At 67.5% G+C, this 16,951-nt stretch carries 17 protein-coding genes and 1 tRNA gene; 14 read left to right on the top strand and 4 right to left on the bottom strand.

Going from position 1 to position 16,951, the window contains the following annotated elements; all coding sequences use genetic code 11:
- Positions 1-75 precede the first annotated feature (75 nt).
- The 4 genes from ILP92_RS00805 to ILP92_RS00790 all read left to right on the top strand — a co-directional run bounded on the left by ILP92_RS00805 (position 76) and on the right by ILP92_RS00790 (position 3,036).
- A complete protein-coding gene (locus ILP92_RS00805; RefSeq protein ID WP_198914469.1) occupies positions 76-366 on the top strand; it encodes a ribbon-helix-helix domain-containing protein in 291 nt (96 codons plus the stop codon).
- 109 nt (positions 367-475) lie between these two features.
- Entirely contained in the window at positions 476-871 is a 396-nt protein-coding gene (locus tag ILP92_RS00800) for a VOC family protein (protein WP_198914468.1), read from the top strand.
- A 56-nt stretch (positions 872-927) separates the two neighbouring features.
- The gene (locus tag ILP92_RS00795) at positions 928-1,455 is read left to right on the top strand and encodes a Twin-arginine translocation pathway signal (RefSeq protein WP_198914467.1); all 528 of its coding nucleotides are present in this window, start codon (positions 928-930) and stop codon (positions 1,453-1,455) included.
- 12 nt (positions 1,456-1,467) lie between these two features.
- Positions 1,468-3,036 (top strand): GMC family oxidoreductase, encoded by a 1,569-nt coding sequence (locus ILP92_RS00790; RefSeq protein WP_198914466.1) that lies wholly within the window; start codon positions 1,468-1,470, stop codon positions 3,034-3,036.
- Between the two features lie 142 nt (positions 3,037-3,178).
- Here the strand turns inward: ILP92_RS00790 and ILP92_RS00785 are convergent, their stop codons facing one another.
- From ILP92_RS00785 to ILP92_RS00770, 4 genes are all read right to left on the bottom strand, one after another.
- A complete protein-coding gene (locus ILP92_RS00785) occupies positions 3,179-5,854 on the bottom strand; it encodes a nitrate- and nitrite sensing domain-containing protein (RefSeq protein WP_198914465.1) in 2,676 nt (891 codons plus the stop codon).
- Between the two features lie 121 nt (positions 5,855-5,975).
- A tRNA-Met gene (locus ILP92_RS00780) sits at positions 5,976-6,052 on the bottom strand.
- A gap of 129 nt (positions 6,053-6,181) precedes the next feature.
- Entirely contained in the window at positions 6,182-8,689 is a 2,508-nt protein-coding gene (locus tag ILP92_RS00775; protein WP_198914464.1) for an ABC transporter permease, read from the bottom strand.
- Positions 8,690-8,786: 97 nt separating this feature from the next.
- The gene (locus ILP92_RS00770; protein WP_198914463.1) at positions 8,787-9,479 is read right to left on the bottom strand and encodes an ABC transporter ATP-binding protein; all 693 of its coding nucleotides are present in this window, start codon (positions 9,477-9,479) and stop codon (positions 8,787-8,789) included.
- A 43-nt stretch (positions 9,480-9,522) separates the two neighbouring features.
- Between ILP92_RS00770 and ILP92_RS00765 the strand changes: the two genes are divergently transcribed.
- The 10 genes from ILP92_RS00765 (at position 9,523) to ybgF (ending at position 16,940) form a co-directional block, all read left to right on the top strand.
- Positions 9,523-10,152 carry an arylesterase gene (locus tag ILP92_RS00765; RefSeq protein WP_368667816.1) on the top strand — a complete coding sequence of 210 codons (630 nt, stop codon included), beginning with the start codon at positions 9,523-9,525 and terminating at the stop codon, positions 10,150-10,152.
- A gap of 40 nt (positions 10,153-10,192) precedes the next feature.
- A complete protein-coding gene (locus ILP92_RS00760) occupies positions 10,193-10,819 on the top strand; it encodes a hypothetical protein (protein ID WP_198914461.1) in 627 nt (208 codons plus the stop codon).
- A complete protein-coding gene (locus ILP92_RS00755) occupies positions 10,816-11,217 on the top strand; it encodes a hypothetical protein (protein ID WP_198914460.1) in 402 nt (133 codons plus the stop codon). The genes ILP92_RS00760 and ILP92_RS00755 overlap by 4 nt, the downstream gene beginning before the upstream one ends.
- Positions 11,214-11,594 carry a tol-pal system-associated acyl-CoA thioesterase gene (ybgC, locus tag ILP92_RS00750; protein ID WP_198914459.1) on the top strand — a complete coding sequence of 127 codons (381 nt, stop codon included), beginning with the start codon at positions 11,214-11,216 and terminating at the stop codon, positions 11,592-11,594. The genes ILP92_RS00755 and ybgC overlap by 4 nt, the downstream gene beginning before the upstream one ends.
- A 119-nt stretch (positions 11,595-11,713) precedes the next feature.
- Entirely contained in the window at positions 11,714-12,409 is a 696-nt protein-coding gene (gene tolQ, locus ILP92_RS00745) for a protein TolQ (RefSeq protein WP_198914458.1), read from the top strand.
- A 3-nt stretch (positions 12,410-12,412) separates the two neighbouring features.
- A complete protein-coding gene (gene tolR / locus ILP92_RS00740; protein ID WP_198914457.1) occupies positions 12,413-12,886 on the top strand; it encodes a protein TolR in 474 nt (157 codons plus the stop codon).
- A gap of 5 nt (positions 12,887-12,891) precedes the next feature.
- Complete coding sequence (gene tolA, locus ILP92_RS00735) at positions 12,892-14,064, top strand: cell envelope integrity protein TolA (protein ID WP_198914456.1); 1,173 nt, start codon at positions 12,892-12,894, stop codon at positions 14,062-14,064.
- 97 nt (positions 14,065-14,161) lie between these two features.
- Positions 14,162-15,496 carry a Tol-Pal system beta propeller repeat protein TolB gene (gene tolB / locus ILP92_RS00730; RefSeq protein ID WP_198914455.1) on the top strand — a complete coding sequence of 445 codons (1,335 nt, stop codon included), beginning with the start codon at positions 14,162-14,164 and terminating at the stop codon, positions 15,494-15,496.
- Between the two features lie 81 nt (positions 15,497-15,577).
- Entirely contained in the window at positions 15,578-16,117 is a 540-nt protein-coding gene (pal, locus tag ILP92_RS00725) for a peptidoglycan-associated lipoprotein Pal (protein WP_198914454.1), read from the top strand.
- A gap of 4 nt (positions 16,118-16,121) precedes the next feature.
- Complete coding sequence (gene ybgF / locus ILP92_RS00720) at positions 16,122-16,940, top strand: tol-pal system protein YbgF (protein ID WP_198914453.1); 819 nt, start codon at positions 16,122-16,124, stop codon at positions 16,938-16,940.
- Positions 16,941-16,951 lie beyond the last annotated feature (11 nt).

Raw genomic sequence — 16,951 nt, 5'->3', positions numbered from 1 at the left:
AAGGGCTGCGACGACGCGTGAATTGACGGTATCCTCATGTCGCCTATACTTTACGCATCCCCAAGGATCCGACCCATGTGCAATATCTTCGCCAATCAGGATGAAAACCGCTATGCCGCGTCGACGCGACGGCTGCGCCTGAACGGTCAAAGCACGTCGATCCGGCTGGAAAACGCCTTCTGGGACATTCTGGACCGGATCGCCGAAAGCCAGGACGAAACCACGCCCAGCTTCATTTCGCGCCTGCATTCCGAGGTGCTGGAATCGCGGGGCGAGCCGCAGAACTTCTCGTCGCTTCTGCGCTGCGCTTGCCTGGTTTTCCTTGAGAGCGTGGACGATCCGGCCACCGCGCTGGCGGCGGAATAGCGCCACCTACGACCAAAGGCGTATGACGATCGGCGCGCTGTAGTATCGGATTACTACCGCGCCCGCGCGCTTCCCGCAATTAATGGACCCTCAAGAAAACGGAGGGCCCATGGCCAAGATGATCCACAGCATGATTCGCGTGCTGGACGAAGACAAATCCGTCGCATTCTACGACACCGCGTTCGGTCTGAAGGTCGCGGACCGGCTGGATTTCGACGACTTCACGCTGGTCTATCTCAGCAACGACGAGACCGGGTTCGAGCTTGAGCTGACCATCAACAAGGACCAGTCGCAGCCCTACGACAAGGGCAACGGCTATGGCCACCTTGCGGTGTCCGTGGACGATCTGGATGCCGAGCACGAACGCTTCAAGGCGGAAGGGCTCGAGCCGCGCAAGCTGGTCGAATTCGCACCCGGCGGCACGCTGGTCGGCCGCTTCTTCTTCGTCACCGATCCCGATGGCTACGAGATCGAGGTTCTGGAACGGTCGGGTCGTTTCAAATGATTCATCTGCCGCGCCGGTCGACGGACCCGCGCGGTTTCTTTGTCAGGGAGGACACCATGCAAGACACCAAATCCCCGAAAGGGCTGACGCGGCGCGAGCTGCTGTCGCGCGCAACTGCCGCGGGCGCCAGCTTTGTGATCGGCGCGGGCTACGTGGCGGGCCGCGACGCGGCCTGGGCCACGGAAATGAACGCGATGAAGCCCGAAAGCTTCGCGACATTGGCGCAGATGGCGCGCGACATCTATCCGCACGACCAAGTGGCCGACCAGTATTACGCCGCCGCGATCAAGGGCTACGACACCCAAGAGCAGGCCGAGATGGCCGAGGCCGGGCTGGGGAAGCTGAACACACTCGCGCGCGAGATGAAGGGCAGCGACTACATCGACATCGGCTGGGAAGCCGACCGTGTCGAGGTGCTGCGCGCCATGCAGGACGATCCGTTCTTCCAGACCGTGCGCGGCGGGCTGGTGACCGGCCTGTATAACCAGAAGGAAATCTGGCCGATCTTCGGCTACGAGGGCGAGTCCTATTCGCAGGGCGGCTACATCAACCGCGGTTTCGACGACATCGCGTGGATCGGGTAAGGGAGAACGATCATGGCTGCACCTTTTGACAAGACCGACGACAGCGTCGTCGTGATCATCGGCACCGGCGCCGGCGGCGGCACCCTTGCCAACGAACTGGCCCAGAAGGGCATCAGCGTCGTGGCACTGGAAGCGGGCGGGCGCTACCTGCCCCAGGATTTCCTGAACGACGAATGGGACAGTTTCGGCCAGCTGGCCTGGACCGACATGCGCACGACCAGCGGCGACTGGCGCGTGGCCAAGGACTTTTCCAACCTGCCGTCCTGGATCGTGAAGGCGGTGGGCGGCACCACGACCCACTGGGCCGGCGCGTCGCTGCGTTTCCAGGACCACGAGTGGAAGGCGCTGACGAATTACGGCGCGCTCGAGGGCGCGAACCTTCTGGACTGGCCCATCGACGGGGCCGAGATGGCGTCTTGGTACGACAAGGCCGAGAAGAAGATGAACGTCACCGGCACCAACGACAATCCGCGCCTGCCGGGCAACAACAACTACAAGGTCTTCTCGGCCGGGGCGAAAAACGTGGGCTACCAAGAGTTCCACACCGGCAACATGGCCATCAATTCGCGCGACGACCAGGACCGCATGATGTGCCAGCAGACCGGCTTCTGCTTCCAGGGTTGCAAGTGGGGCGCCAAGTGGTCCACCGCCTATACCGAGATCCCCGAAGGTGAAGCCACCGGCAACCTGGAAGTGCGCGAAAAGGCCCACGTGGCGCGGATCGTGCATGACGACAGCGGCAAGGTCACCGGCGTCGAGTATCTGGACGAAAACGGCGACATGCACATGCAGGCCGCGCGCATCGTCTGCGTGGCGGGCAACTCGATGGAAAGCCCGCGGCTGCTGCTGAACTCGGCCTCGACGATGTTCCCCGACGGGCTGGCCAACAGCTCGGGGCAGGTGGGGCGCAACTACATGCGGCACCTGACCGGCTCGGTTTACGGCATCTTCGACAAGCCCGTGCGCATGTATCGCGGCACCACCATGGCCGGGATCATCCAGGACGAGGCGAAGCACGATCCGTCCCGCGGCTTCGTGGGCGGCTACGAGCTGGAAACCCTCAGCCTCGGCCTGCCCTTCATGGCCGCGTTCCTCGACCCCGGTGCGTGGGGCCGCGAGTTCACCACCGCGCTGGATCACTACGAGAACATGGCCGGCATGTGGATCGTGGGCGAGGATATGCCCCAGGAAACCAACCGCATCACCCTGTCCGATGCCGAGGATCAGTGGGGCCTGAAGGTCGCGAACGTGCATTACTCGGACCACACCAACGACGTGGCCATGCGCAACCACGCCTATGACCGGGGCATGGCGATCTACGATTCGGTGGGCGCCACGCGCACGCTGCCGACGCCGCCCTATCCGAGCACCCACAACCTGGGCACCAACCGGATGAGCGAGAACGCGGCCGATGGCGTCGTGAACAAGTGGGGCCAGACCCACGACATCGCCAACCTGTTCGTCTCGGACGGCTCGCAGTTCACCACCGGTGCGGCCGAGAACCCGACGCTGACCATCGTGGCGCTGGCGATCCGCCAGGCCGACCACATCGCGCGCGAGATGAGCGCGGGCAACCTTTAAGGCTCGCGGCGCCGCCACGGCGGCGTCACCTTGAGCGCTGGATAAAACATGACATGGCGCCCTCTTTCCGGGGGCGCCTTTTCAGTGAATGGCGTCCGGGTCCGGACAGCGGCTTTCCGCATCGCGCGGGCGGGTTCGCGGGTCAGCCGGTCTTGCGCATCTCGGTTTCGGCCCGCGTTTGCGCGCGGCGTCCGATGACGCGCAGGATGATTTCGCCGATTTCTTCCAGCGACATCTTCGATTTCAGGATGTTCAACTCGGCCCGCGCGGGACGGATCGCGTCCGCATTCGCCGACAGGCCGATCACCGGTATGGAGGACGACGACAGCGCCGGGTCATCGAGCAGGTCAAGGCCCGAGCCATCGGGAAGCTCCCAGTCGAGCAAGACCAGATCGTAGGCGTCCGAGGCAAGACACGCTTTCCCGGCGGCGAACGAGCGCGCGTGGGTCAGCTCGGCCCGCCCGTCCAGAACGTTATGCAAAAGCTCGGCGAAGTTCGGGTCGTCTTCCACGTGCAGCACGTGGGGCAGGTTCCGGTTGGGTGCCGCGCGCCTGCGATGGGTGCCGGTCCGGTCGATCTCGCCCATGCTGGGAAGCGTGAACCAGAAGGTGGCGCCGCCGCCTTCGTTGTTGTGAAAACCGATATCGCCGCCAAGCTGTTCGATCAGGCCATGCGAAATGTGCAGCCCGATCCCCGATCCGCCGTGACTGCGCGAAATCGAGCCGTCCTGTTGCTTGAAGCGCCCGAAGATCTGCGACGCGAAGGCGTCCGAGATCCCCGGCCCCCTGTCGGTGACCGACACCCGGATCATGTCCGTATCCGCGTGATCGAGCTTCAAGTCGACCTGCGATCCGGCTGGCGAGAACTTGGCGGCGTTCGAGATCAGGTTGGCCAGGACCTGGGTCACGCGATCCTTGTCGGTGCGCGAGAAATAGGCCCTATCGGGTCTGGTGAAGCGGATCGTGACGCCGAGGTCGCGGGCATAGGGTTCAAGCTCGGACAGCGCGCCTTCGACGATCAGGCCGATATCCTCGCGCTCCATCGACAGCGTGACGCCGCCTTGCGACAGGCGGTCGACGTCCAGCAGGTCATTGATCAGCGTCAGCAGCCGACGGCAATTCGTGCTGGCGATGTCCAGAAGCCGCAACTGCATCTGGTCGCCGCCGTCGCGCGCCTGCCCATGCAGCATCCCCACGGCGCTGCTGACCGAAGTCAGCGGCGTGCGCAACTCGTGGCTCACGGTCGATACGAAATTTGTCTTGGCGATCTCGATCTGCTTGGCTTCGGTGACGTCGAGAACCTGCATGATGACGAAATCCGACATGGACCCGGTGCCGCGCACGAAGATCCGTGTCATGTTGCCCCAGACGATCGAGCCATCGGGCCTGTGGAACATCAGCTCCAGCTGGTGGGTGTCCTGGCCACCTTCCAGGAAGGCGTCGCGCTCGCCTTCCGCCCGGGTCCGGTCTTCTTTCGACATGAAGTCCGCAAGGTGGCGTTCTTTCAGGAATTCGGGCTCCACGTTCAGAAAGCGCGCCATGGCGGGGTTGTGTCGGATCTTCGTTCCATCGAGATTCTCGATGCTGGTGGCGATCGGTGCGTGGGACAGCAGATCTTCGAACCGCTCGGAGCCGAGCGCGACCAGGCGCGCGACCGACCGTCCCAGAAGGCCGACCAGGTCATCGCGGTCGGTGCCTTCGACCTCGATCTTCTCGTGTCCGTCGGCAAGTCGTCTGAGACTGATCGCGAGGTTGCGGATCGGGCGCACGAAAGCGCGCGACTGCCAGATTGCAAAGCCGAGCGATACCACCAAAGCGATCGTGGCGACCGTCAGCGCCGTGAGGTGGCGCGCCTGGATCGCGGCCCGTGCGTCGGCGATCTCGGTCTGCTGGGCGGACCTGATCGTGGAGGACAGCGCGGCCAGCTGATCGATCACGTCGGTCGTCGTCGCGAACCAGGCATTGCCCGCAGCAGGCAAGATTTTCGTCCGTGTCTCGAAGACCGAGCGCATGCTGTCGCGCGCTCGGGCCGCGGGGCTGTCCAGCACGCCGTCCAGCTCCTCGACCAGGTCGGCAGGCGCAAGTCGGCGAAACCGCTCGAGCAACACCTCCTGGCGCGCTTCCAGTCGGGACAGGTTGGTCAGGATCCGTTCGGACGGCGTGTCTGCCGTCAATGCGCTGGATCCCGCTGCGCGTTCCTGGCCCGCAAACTCGATCGCTTGTTGCAGCAGGGCATCGAGCACGCCCAGCCGTTCACCCGGGGTCGCCGTGCTGGCCAGCGTCGTCAGATCCGTGATCGTCAGCAGCGCGTCGATGATCTCGGTATAGAACGCCATCATGCCCGGCCGGTCCAAGGTCAGCGCATCGACCTGGCCCCGGATATCAGGCAGCCGCGAAACAAGCTGGCTTGCCCGATCCGCGGCGACGCGCAGGTCCAGGTCTGCATCGATGTCGTCCCGCCCGGTCGCGCCCAGATCGACAAGCGCGCCGACGCCGTTCCCAGCGGACAGGACGACGTCCGTCGCGGCGCGCTGGATCGCCAGTTCCGGCCCAAATTCGGTGCCGCCGGACGACAGGAAACCGGACGAACGCCCCCGCTCGCGCTGCAATTCGGACACGATCTGGCTGGCTTCGTCGGACGCGGCGATCAGGCGCATCTGGACCTGCACGGCGTCCAGCCGCGCGGCACTGTCCTGCATGACCATCCACGCCAGGAACGCCGCGGCCAGAAGCGGTGCGACCACGATGCCCAGCGCCTTGGCCAGCGTCCTGCGTTCGGCCTGACGTTGGGTGCGGGTGATATGTCCTTCGGTATCCATACTCGTACCTTCGCCCTGGGCGGTGAAGGTATTGCGAAGAAATCTTAGCCCGCGGTTAAGGCCAACGCCCGCAGCGGACCGTAATCCATCGAATTGACCGGATCGGAATGCGGTGAAGGGATGGTAGCGTGAGGCGGACTTGAACCGCCGACCCCAGCATTATGAGTGCTGTGCTCTAACCAGCTGAGCTATCACGCCTCATCCGGCGCCTCACCTAAGGCGGGGGCCGGGGCCTGTCAACACCGCAATCGCGCCTGGCGGATGCGGCAGGCGGAAGGGGTCACACACGACCACGGCCGCGGGTCCGTGCCGGGCCGGTCCAGAGGATCATTCGTGGCCGCGCAGCACCTGCGCGGGACGGGCGGCAAGGGGCGGCCAGGCGAAGGCCAGGCCCGCCAACAGTGTTCCCAGGACACCGCCGCCCACGATCAGCAGCGCCGAGCCGGGGGCAAAGACGAAATCCGTCTCCATCACGAAGCGGCTGACGGCCCAGCCCGCAGCCCCGCCCGCCGCCACCGCGACGAGGCCCGCCGCCAGCCCCAGCGCCGCCCAGCGCAACGCGAAGCTGGCAAGGATGGTGGCGCGACTGGCCCCCAGCGTCTTCAGCACCGCCGCCTCGTAGATCCGGGCCCGGGTCCCCGCCGCCGCCGCGCCCAGCAACACCACAGCGCCGGTGACCAGCGTCGCCGCCGCACCATAGGTGACCGCGGCCGCGATGCTCCCCAGGATATCGGCCACCCGGTCGATGGCGTCGCGCACCCGGATCGCGGTGATGTTGGGATAGGCATCGGCCAGGTCGCGCAAGATCGCGGCCTCGGCGTTTTCCTCGGCGTAGATGGTCGAGATGAAAGTGTGCGGCGCGCCCTGCAGCGCGGCCGGGTTCATCGCAAGGATGAAGCCGATCCCGGCGGTCGAGAAGTCGACCTCGCGCAGGGACGTGATCTCGCCCTCGATGTCGCGGCCCAGGATGTTGACGGTCAGCCGGTCGCCCAGCCCGATGCCCAGCTCTTCGGCCTCTTCCGCGGCGAAGCTGATCTGGTTGGGGCCGCTGTAGTCGGCGGGCCACCAGTCACCGGCGGTGATCTGCGTATCGCGCGGCGGGGCGTCGGAATAGGTCACGCCCCGGTCGCCGCGCAGCACCCAGTGATCGCCCGCGACCTGGGCGGCATCCTGCCCGTTGATCCGGGTGATGATGCCGCGCAGCATGGGCGCCGTCTGCACATCCTCGACTCCGGGATCGTCCGCCAGCCGCGCGCGGAATCCGTCGATCTGGCCGGGCTGGATGTCGACCATGAAATAGCTCGGGGCCACATCCGGCAGATCGCGCTCGATCGCGCCGCGCAGGTTGGTGTCGATTTGTCCCACGGCCGCCAGCACGGTCAATCCAAGCCCCAGCGACAGGATCACCGCCAGCGCCTCGCCCCCCGGACCGCCGACGGCGCCCATGGCAAGGCGAAGCGCCGAGCGCCCGCGCAGCGCGCGGCGCCGCGACAGGGCACGGGCGATCCGCCGCGTGGCCTCCGAGATGGCGACAAGCGCCAGGAAGGCGGCCCCGAGGCCAAGCGCGGTGTAAAGGCTCAGAAGTGGCAGGCCCGACAGCCACGCGGCCGCGCCGACCAGCAGGGCCAGCAGACCGGCGATGACGGCCAGGAAGGCGCGGCGCGGACGGCCTTCGGGCAAGCCGCCCGCGTTGCGGAACAGGGTTGCCGCGCGGATGTCCTGGGCTTTTGCCAGGGGCCACAAGGTGAACAACGCCGCGGCAAGCACACCGTAAAGGGCGGCCTCCAGCAGCGGCTTGGGGTAGATGCCGATATTGGCGGGCAGCGGCAGGCGCGCGGCGATGAGCGGCTCGAACACCAGCGGCAGACCGGCGCCCAGCACCAGCCCGATTGCAAGGCCCAGCGCGGTCAGCACGCCGATCTGCAGCCCGTAGATGGCGAAGATCGTGCGCCCTTCGGCCCCGACCGTCTTTAGGGTGGCGATGGTGGCGGTCTTCTCGACCATGTGCGCACGGACGGCCGAGGCAACGCCGACGCCGCCCACCGCCAGCCCGGCCAACCCGACGAGCACCAGGAAAGACGACAGCCGATCCACGAAGCGCTGTACGCCCGGCGCCCCGTTGCGCCGGTCGCGCCAGCGATACCCCGCCTCCGGCAGCGCCGCGTCCAGCTGGGCCTCGGCGCGGTCCAGGTCGGCCTCGGGCGGCAGGGCCAGGCGGTATTCGGTCTCGAACAACGTGCCCGGCGCGATCAGGCCCGAGCCTTCCAGGTCTTCGGTTCTGAGCAGCGTGCGCGGGCCCAAATCGAACCCGCCGCCCGCGTTGTCGGGCTCGCGCACCAACTCGCCCGCAAGCCTGAACGTCTTGGTGCCCAGCCTGAACGTGTCGCCGACCTCGAGGGCCAGGCGGTCGATCAGCAGGCGGTCCATCACCGCGCCTGGCACGGCGCCCGAAAGCGCGTCCGACAGCGGCTGCTCGGGGTCGAGCGCGACCTCGCCCAGCAGGGGATAGGCGTCGTCGACGCCCTTGACCTGGGTCAGCGCCCGGGTGTCCCCGGCCACGGCCATCGAGCGGAAATCGACGATCTCCGAAACGTCCCCCAGCCGCTCCAACGCGGCGCGCTCGTCGGGCTCGGCGAACCGATACGTGAACTCGACCGACGCATCGCCGCCCAGGATCCGCGCGCCTTCCTGCGCCAACCCGTCCGATATCGCCTCGCGCACCGATCCCACGGCGGCGATGGCCGCGATCCCCAGCGCGAGACAGGCCAGGAAGACCCGGAAGCCCTTCAGCCCGCCACGCAGCTCGCGCCGGGCGATGCGCCACGCCACGCTCATGCGCGCGACCCCGGCTTCCCCTTTTCGAAAATATCCCCGGGGGAGTCGCCGCAGGCGACGGGGGCGGCGCCCCCTGCCGGATCGCCCACCCGGCGCGTCATTCGGCCGCCTGCGCGTGATCGGTCTTCAGACGACCGTCCTCCAGCCGGATCGTGCGCTGGCAGCGCTCGGCCAGGGCCGGGTCGTGGGTCACCAGGACCAGCGTGGCCCCGATCGACGTGTTCAGCCCGAACAGCAGCTCGATGATCGCCTGCCCGGTCGGCCCGTCCAGGTTGCCGGTCGGCTCGTCCGCGAGCAGGATCTCGGGACGCGGTGCCGCGGCGCGGGCCAGGGCCACGCGCTGCTGCTCTCCGCCCGACAGCTCGGTCGGGTAATGGTCCAGGCGACTGCCAAGCCCCATGGCCTCGAGCTCGGCCGCCGCGCGCTCGAACGCGTCGGCATGTCCTGCCAGCTCCAGCGGGGTCGCGACGTTTTCCAGCGCCGTCATCGTCGGAATCAGGTGGAAGGATTGGAACACCACCCCCATATGCTCCCTGCGAAAGCGGGCCAGCGCGTCCTCGCCCATGGCAGTCAGATCCTGCCCCAAGGCGTGAACCTGTCCGCCGGTGGCGCGTTCCAGGCCACCCATGACCATGAGGAGTGACGATTTGCCCGAGCCCGATGGACCCACCAGACCCACCGTTTCCCCGCGCGCCACATCCAGCGTGATGCCGTGCAGGATATCGACCGGACCGGCATTGCCGTCCAGCCGCAGCCTTGCGTCGGTCAGCGACAGAACGGGATCGGTCATCGGCTCATCCTTTTGGGTCTGGCTGCGATATGGGGTGCGGGGCGTGGTTTCCAAGGTGACGATTTGCCTCGCATTGGCGGCACCGGCCTGGGCCGATCCGGTGCGGGTGGCGGCGCTGGGCGACTCGCTGACGCAAGGATTCGGGCTGCCGCGATCCGACGGCTTCGTGCCGCAATTGCAGGCCTGGCTCGACGCGCAAGGCGAAGACGTCGCCATCCTGAACGCGGGCGTGTCGGGCGATACGACGGCGGGTGGGCTCAGCCGGGTGGACTGGACCCTGACCCCCGAGATCGACGCGATGATCGTGGCTTTGGGCGGCAACGACTTGCTGCGCGGAATCGACCCCGAGGTCAGTCGCGCCAATCTCGACGGCATCCTGTCGAAGGCCGCCGAGGCCGACGTGCCGGTCCTGCTGGTGGGCATCGACGCGCCGGGCAATTACGGGCCGGACTACAAGGCCGATTTCGACGCGATCTATACCGACCTGTCCGCCAAATACGACACGCTTCTGGCCCCGGACTTCCTGTCGGCGCTGTCCAGCGTGGAAGATCGGCAGGCGGCCATGGCGCAGTACATGCAGCCGGACGGCATCCACCCAAATGCCAACGGGGTCGAGTTGATCGTGCAGGACTTGGGGCCGAAGGTGCAGGCGCTGATCGACCGCGTGGAATAGGCGGGTTGCCCGTCGCGGCCCGCTTGGATAGCCAAACCCCATGGATGTCGACGAGATCACCGCCCATTTCACCCGCGCCAGCGGCGATTACGCTTTCGCCCGCTGGGGCCGTGCCATTGCGCCGGTCGTATTCGGCGTGGACGACGCGACGCTGTCGGTGATGAAGGGCGCGCTCGAGGCCGTGTGCCAGATGGCGGGCCACGAGCTGACCGAGATGGATCCCGAGCTCGGCGTCAACTTCATGGTTTTCTTCTTTCGCGACTGGGACGAGCTGCGCCATGTGCCCGATCTCGACCGTCTGATCCCCGACCTCGCCCCGCTCGTGGACAGGCTGGAGGAAGCCGACGCCAACCAGTACCGCATCTTCCGCTTCGACGAAGCCGGGGCGATCCGCGCGTGTTTCGTGTTCCTGCGCATGGACGAGCACCTGTCGGCCGTCCCGGCCGAAACGCTGGCGCTGAGCCAGGTGGTCCAGTCCATGCTGCTCTGGAGCGATACCGCCTTCACCGACCGCTCGCCCCTCGCCTTGGTGCCCGGCGGCGCCACCGTCCTGCGCCCCGAGATCGGCGCCCTGATCCGCGCGGCCTATGACCCGGTGATGCCCGCAAGCGCCTCGGACCCCAGCCACGCGCTGCGCCTGTCGGCGCGGCTGGGGATGGCGCAGTGACGGCCTTTGTCGCCTTCCAAATCGGACTGGGTGGTTTGCTGCTGGCCACGGTCGGCACGATGTTTTTCACGTCGCACATCGCGCGAAAGATACCTTCCTTGGTGGTCCGCGATTCGCTCAAGGGGCTCGATCGAATGTTCTTCGCGGGCATGGCGATCGGTCTCATCGCCGCCGTGCGCCTTATCCTGACGAACGACGTGTCCGATCTGGTCGCGGTCGCATCGAGCGCCACGGCCATAGCGGTCTTCCCTGTCGTCCTGCTGATCTTCACCCTCCGCGTCGTGGCTATATCGCGGGCGGCTGACATGCCGCCCGCTCCCCACGCGATCCGCGCGGTGGGCGAGACCGTGCTGATGGCGGCGCTGGTCGGACTGTTTCACTGGCTTGGCTGGATATGACCCACGCCTTCCCCGTCACCGTCTATTACGAAGACACCGACATGGGCGGGATCGTCTATCACGCCAATTACCTGAAGTTCATCGAACGCGCGCGGTCGGACTGGGTGCGGGCGCGGGGCATCGACCAGAACGCGCTGCGCGATGGCGGTCTTGTCTTCGCCGTGCGCCGGATCGAGGCCGAGTTTCTCGCCCCCGCGCGGCTGGACGACCGGCTGGATGTGCAGACCGAGCTCAACAGCGCCAGCGGTGCCCGGATCACGCTGCACCAAAGCGTCCAGCTCGAGGCCAGCCCGCTGTTTCGCGCCACGGTCGAGCTGGCGGCGATCGATATCGCCTCGGGCAGGCCCGTCCGGCTGCCGAAGGAACTGCGCGGCTGAACGCCGATCTTCAGGCGTTCACCCGATTGTGCAGAAAAGATAGCTTTCGCGCCGCGGCTGCTGTATCTAATCCGCAACGAGGCCCAACAATGCGGCCCGCGTGAGTGAGAGAGCAGACTATGGAAACCGAGACTTTGGCGCTGGCGTCCGAGATGGATTTCTCCATGTGGGGGCTCTTCGCCCGCGCCACGATCACCGTGAAACTTGTCATGCTGCTGCTGATCCTGGCGTCCTTCTGGGCGTGGGCGATCATCATCCAGAAGGGGCTGTCGTTCCGCCGCGCCCGGTCGGAAGCCGCGCGTTTCGATGCCGCGTTCTGGTCCGGCGAGCCGCTGGACGAGCTTTACCGCAAGCTGGGCCCCGATCCCGACGGCCGCGCCGCCAGCGTCTTTGCCGCCGGAATGGCCGAATGGCAGCGCTCGCACCGCGACGACGGCGCGCTGATCCCCGGCGCCCAGGCCCGCATCGACCGCTCCATGGACGTGGCGATCCAGCGCGAAGCCGAAGAGCTGGAAAAGGGCCTGCCGTTCCTGGCCACCGTGGGCGCCACAGCGCCCTTCGTGGGCCTGTTCGGCACGGTCTGGGGCATCATGAACGCCTTCATCGAGATCGCGGCCCAGCAGAACACCAACCTGGCCGTCGTGGCCCCCGGCATCGCAGAGGCGCTGCTGGCCACCGGGCTGGGGCTGCTCGCGGCGATCCCGGCGGTCATCTTCTACAACAAGCTTTCCACCGATGCGAACCGCATCGTGGGCGGCTACGAATCCTTCGCCGACGAGTTCACCACGATCCTGTCGCGCCAGCTGGACGCCTGAGCCATGGGCGCGGGCACAATCCAGAAGGACGGCGGCGGGTCGCGAAGGCGGCGGGGCCGCGGCCGCAACAGGCCCATGGCCGAGATCAACGTCACGCCCTTCGTTGACGTGATGCTGGTGCTGTTGATTGTGTTCATGGTGGCCGCCCCCCTTCTGACCGTGGGCGTGCCAGTGCAATTGCCCGAAACCGCCGCCCAGGCGCTGCCGACCGAGCGCGAAGAGCCGCTGACGCTGACCCTGACGACCGACGGCCAGGTCCTGCTGATGGATAACGAGACCGAAAGCGACGACCTGATCGCGCAACTGCGCGCCATCGCCGCCGAGCGCGAAAGCCGCAAGGTCTATGTGCGCGCCGACGGGGCCATTCCCTATAGCGAGGTGGTGCAGGTCATGGGCGCGCTGAACGCGGCCGGGTTCAACGATATCGGCCTGGTGACGGATGCGGGCGGCCCTCGGCTTGACGGGTCGGACGGGTAGGTCCCATGCAACCGGGCACGATCATTTCAGGGGTGGCGCACACGGCGCTGATCCTGTTCGCGCTCTTTGGCGGGATGTTCGCGCGTGACGAACTGCCGCCTCCGGACGTGGCGCAGGTGACGGTCCTGAGCGAAGAGGACTTCGCGGCCCTGACCCGCCCGGACGTGGCAGACGAGCCGACGCCCGCCTCGGAAGCGCCGACCGCCGCGCTGGAAATCCCCGACACGCCTGCGCCCGAACCGGACCCGCAGCCCGAACCGACGCCCGCTCCCGAACCGACGCCCGAGCCCGAACCGGCGCCCGCGCCTGAACCGCAGCCCGATCCCGTGCCGCAACCCGATCCCACGCCCGACCCCGTGGTCGAGCCCGATCCCGAACCCGCGCCGCCCGAGCCCGTCCCCGAGGCGCCCCCCGCGCCACCCCAGCCCGAGGTCGCCGACGACCGGCCCGTCGCGCCCGTGGATGTGCCGCGCCCGCAGCCGCGCGTCTCCACCGAAGCCACGCCGCCACCGCCCCCCGAGGCGGAAGAAGCGCCCGAAGTGGTCGAAGCGCCCGACCCCGAGCCCGCGGAGGCGCCCGAACAGGTGGTCGAGGATCAGACCCCCGCCGCGCCGCCCGAGACGGCCGAAGAAATCGTGACCGAGGCCGAGCGCCCGACGCAGCTGACCAATTCCGCGCCGACCGGAACCCCGCGCCCGCGCGGTCGCCCCGAACGCCCCGCGACCCCGCCGCGCAGCGAAGGCACGACCTCGACCGCGGCATCCGACAACGTCAACCAGGCCGCGCAGGAAACGATCGCGGGCCTGCAGCAATTGCTCGAACAGGCGCCGCAGGAAGGTATCCCGGCGGGCCCGCCGCTGACGGCGGGCGAAAAGGAAGCCTTCCGCCTTGCCGTGCGCCAGTGCTGGAACGTCGATACCGGCAGCCAGGCGGCGAACGTCACCGTGTCGATCCGCTTCCAGATGACCCGCGAAGCGCAGGTCATCACGTCGTCCATTCGCCAGACCGGGGCGTCGGGCGGCTCGGACGCGGCGGTGCGCGCGGCCTTCGACGCGGGCCGCCGCGCGATCCTGCGCTGCCAGAATCAGGGTGGCGGATACAATCTTCCGGCCGAGAAATTCGGCCAGTGGCAAGAGGTCGAAGTGACCTTCAACCCCGAAGGGATGCGCCTGAGATGAGCCATGTCATTGCATATCGGCATTCCGGCGCGCAGGGGAACCTTGTGATCCGGCCTGCCATTGACCCCGTAACAGCTTCAGCAAGACTGGACAGGACATGACCCTTCTGCGCCTTCTCACCCCGGCCATCCTGGCCCTGTCGATCCTCGGCCTCGGCCTGCCCGGTGCCGCGCAGGCCCAGGACGGCCCCTTGCGCATCGAGATCACCGAAGGCGTGATCGAACCGCTGCCATTCGCGCTGCCCACTTTCATCGCCGAGAACCCCGAGGCGCAGGAATGGGCCCAGCGGATCAGCGACGTGGTCGCCGCAGATCTGACCGGCACGGGCCTGTTCCGCCGCATCCCGCGCGATGCCTTCGTCACGGACGTGACGGAATTCACGCCCTCCGTGACCTATGCCAACTGGAAGGCGATCAACGCCCAGGCCCTGATCACCGGCGCGGTCAACGTGTCGGGCGACCAGATCAACGTGAAGTTCCGCCTGTTCGACGTCTTTTCGGAAGCGCCGCTGGGCGAGGGGCTGCAATTCGGTGGCACTAGTGGCTCGTGGCGCAGGCTGGCCCACAAGGTCAGCGACGCGGTCTATTCCCGCATCACCGGCGAGACCGGCTATTTCGACAGCCGCGTGGTCTTCGTCAGCGAGCAGGGTCCGAAGAACGAACGCCAAAAGCGGCTGGCGGTCATGGATTACGACGGCGCCAACGTGCAGTACCTGACCGACAGCTCGTCCATCGTGCTGGCGCCGCGGTTTTCGCCCGACGGCACGCGCGTGCTCTATACCAGCTACGAGACGGGCTTTCCGCAGATCTACGAGATGAACGTGGGCACGGTCAGCCGCATCCCGCTGCAGGTGCCCGCAGAATCGATGACCTTCGCGCCGCGCTACGCCCCCGATGGCCGGACGGTGGTCTTCTCGGCCTCGATCGGTGGCAATACCGACATCTACGCGGTGCAGCCCGGCGACACCCCGCGGCAACTGACCAACGCCCCCAGCATCGAGACGGCGCCGAGCTACAGCCCCGACGGCAGCCAGATCGTGTTCGAGTCCGACCGTTCGGGCACGCCGCAACTCTATATCATGCCCGCCGGCGGCGGCGAGCCGCGGCGCATCAGCAACGGCGCGGGCCGCTACGGCACGCCGGTGTGGTCGCCGCGCGGGGACCTGATCGCCTTCACCAAGCAGAACGCGGGCCGCTTCCATATCGGTGTCATGCGCACCGATGGCAGCGAAGAACGCCTGTTGACCGCGTCCTTCCTGGACGAAGGCCCCACCTGGGCACCCAATGGCCGCGTCATCATGTTCACCCGCGAAAGCGCGGGGGCGGGCGGTCAGCCCGCGCTGTTCTCGGTCGACGTGTCGGGGCGCAACCTGACACAGGTCAACACGCCCAACGCCGCGTCCGACCCGGCCTGGTCGCCGCTTCTGCCCTGATGTGTTCCCAAGCGCGCAAGGCGATGCTATCAACACGCAAATGACCGGCAAAGCCCGGCGGTAACTCGAGGATCACGAGCCATGACCACCCTTCGCGCAGCCCTCGTCCTGACGGCGATCTTGGGCCTGTCGGCCTGCTCCAACCCGGACCGCTTCGGCTCGGGCAATCCCGGCGACGGGATGCCGTTCGATCCCAACGCGCCCGGCATGAACGGCGCGGGCGACATCACGTCCGGCGTGCTGGATCCCGCATCGCCCGAGTATTTCCGCCAGTCGGTGGGCGACCGCGTGCTGTTCGCCGTGGACCAGTCCACCCTGAACGATGCGGGCCGCGCCGCGCTGAGCGCGCAGGCCCAGTGGCTGCAATCCAACCCGGGCTATACCGCCATCATCGAAGGCCACGCCGACGAGCAGGGCACACGCGAATACAACCTTGCGCTGGGTGCGCGTCGCGCGGCATCGGCCCGCGACTACCTGGTCAGCCAGGGCGTGTCGTCGTCGCGCCTGCGCACCGTGACCTACGGCAAGGAGCGTCCGCTGGAAGTGTGCTCGACCGAAGCCTGTTACGCCAAGAACCGCCGCGCCGTCACCGTGATCGCCGCTGGCGCGGCGTTGTCCTGACACGATGCTCCGCACTCTGATCCTTGGCGTCGCGCTGGCCTTCCCCGGGCTGGCGATGGCGCAGAACACGGAAACGCTCGCCGATATCCGCGCCGAGCTTTCGGCCCTGGCGGCCGAGGTGCAGGGACTGCGCTCGGAACTTGCGACGACGGGCGCGGGCGGCTTGGACCTGTCCGGCACGTCCGCGCTGGAGCGCATCGATGCCATCGAGGCCGAGCTGCGACGCCTGACCGGCCAGACCGAAGAGATCGAGTTCCGCGTCAACCGCGTCGTCAGCGAGGGCACGAACCGGATCGGCGACCTGGAATTCCGCATCTGCGAGATCGAGGAATCCTGCGATATCGGCAACCTGGGCGAAACGCCGACCCTGGGCGGCGATATCGGCAGCGCGCCGCCGCCGCGCGCCGCGCCCGAACCGCGTCCCGAGGGCGCGCAACTTGCCGTGGGCGAACAGGCCGATTTCGACCGGGCGCAGGAGGCGCTCGATTCCGGTAGCTTTCGCACCGCCGCTGACCTCTTTGCGACCTTTGCGCAGACCTACACCTCTGGTCCGCTGACGAACGAGGCGCATTACCTGCGCGCCCAGGCCCTGTCCGAACTGGGCGACGATCCCGAAGCCGCGCGCGCCTATCTCGACGCGTTTTCGGGCGCACCTCAGGGTCCGCGCGCACCCGATGCGTTGCTGAACCTGGGCGTGAAGCTGAATGCGCTCGGCCAGCGCGCCGATGCCTGCGCCACGCTGGCCGAAGTGACGACCCGCTTCCCGGACGCGCCCGCGTCGATTGCCGCGCAAAGCTCGCGCGTCAGCATCGGCTGCCAGTGATGCCCGTGGCC

The sequence above is a fragment of the Palleronia pontilimi genome, from assembly GCF_016412875.1.
In the GTDB taxonomy this organism is placed as follows: domain Bacteria; phylum Pseudomonadota; class Alphaproteobacteria; order Rhodobacterales; family Rhodobacteraceae; genus Palleronia; species Palleronia pontilimi.
Note: the sequence above shows the minus strand (reverse complement) of the source record. Positions and strands in the feature narration are given on the sequence as shown.

Excerpts from the sequence above, each read along its gene's own strand:
- ILP92_RS00805 (WP_198914469.1), top strand. The coding sequence starts at position 76 with ATGTGCAATATCTTCGCCAATCAGGATGAAAACCGCTATGCCGCGTCG.
- ILP92_RS00800 (WP_198914468.1), top strand. The coding sequence starts at position 476 with ATGGCCAAGATGATCCACAGCATGATTCGCGTGCTGGACGAAGACAAA.
- ILP92_RS00795 (WP_198914467.1), top strand. The coding sequence starts at position 928 with ATGCAAGACACCAAATCCCCGAAAGGGCTGACGCGGCGCGAGCTGCTG.
- ILP92_RS00790 (WP_198914466.1), top strand. The coding sequence starts at position 1,468 with ATGGCTGCACCTTTTGACAAGACCGACGACAGCGTCGTCGTGATCATC.
- ILP92_RS00785 (WP_198914465.1), bottom strand. The coding sequence starts at position 5,854 with ATGGATACCGAAGGACATATCACCCGCACCCAACGTCAGGCCGAACGC.
- ILP92_RS00775 (WP_198914464.1), bottom strand. The coding sequence starts at position 8,689 with ATGAGCGTGGCGTGGCGCATCGCCCGGCGCGAGCTGCGTGGCGGGCTG.
- ILP92_RS00770 (WP_198914463.1), bottom strand. The coding sequence starts at position 9,479 with ATGACCGATCCCGTTCTGTCGCTGACCGACGCAAGGCTGCGGCTGGAC.
- ILP92_RS00760 (WP_198914461.1), top strand. The coding sequence starts at position 10,193 with ATGGATGTCGACGAGATCACCGCCCATTTCACCCGCGCCAGCGGCGAT.
- ybgC (WP_198914459.1), top strand. The coding sequence starts at position 11,214 with ATGACCCACGCCTTCCCCGTCACCGTCTATTACGAAGACACCGACATG.
- tolQ (WP_198914458.1), top strand. The coding sequence starts at position 11,714 with ATGGAAACCGAGACTTTGGCGCTGGCGTCCGAGATGGATTTCTCCATG.
- tolR (WP_198914457.1), top strand. The coding sequence starts at position 12,413 with ATGGGCGCGGGCACAATCCAGAAGGACGGCGGCGGGTCGCGAAGGCGG.
- tolA (WP_198914456.1), top strand. The coding sequence starts at position 12,892 with ATGCAACCGGGCACGATCATTTCAGGGGTGGCGCACACGGCGCTGATC.
- tolB (WP_198914455.1), top strand. The coding sequence starts at position 14,162 with ATGACCCTTCTGCGCCTTCTCACCCCGGCCATCCTGGCCCTGTCGATC.
- pal (WP_198914454.1), top strand. The coding sequence starts at position 15,578 with ATGACCACCCTTCGCGCAGCCCTCGTCCTGACGGCGATCTTGGGCCTG.
- ybgF (WP_198914453.1), top strand. The coding sequence starts at position 16,122 with ATGCTCCGCACTCTGATCCTTGGCGTCGCGCTGGCCTTCCCCGGGCTG.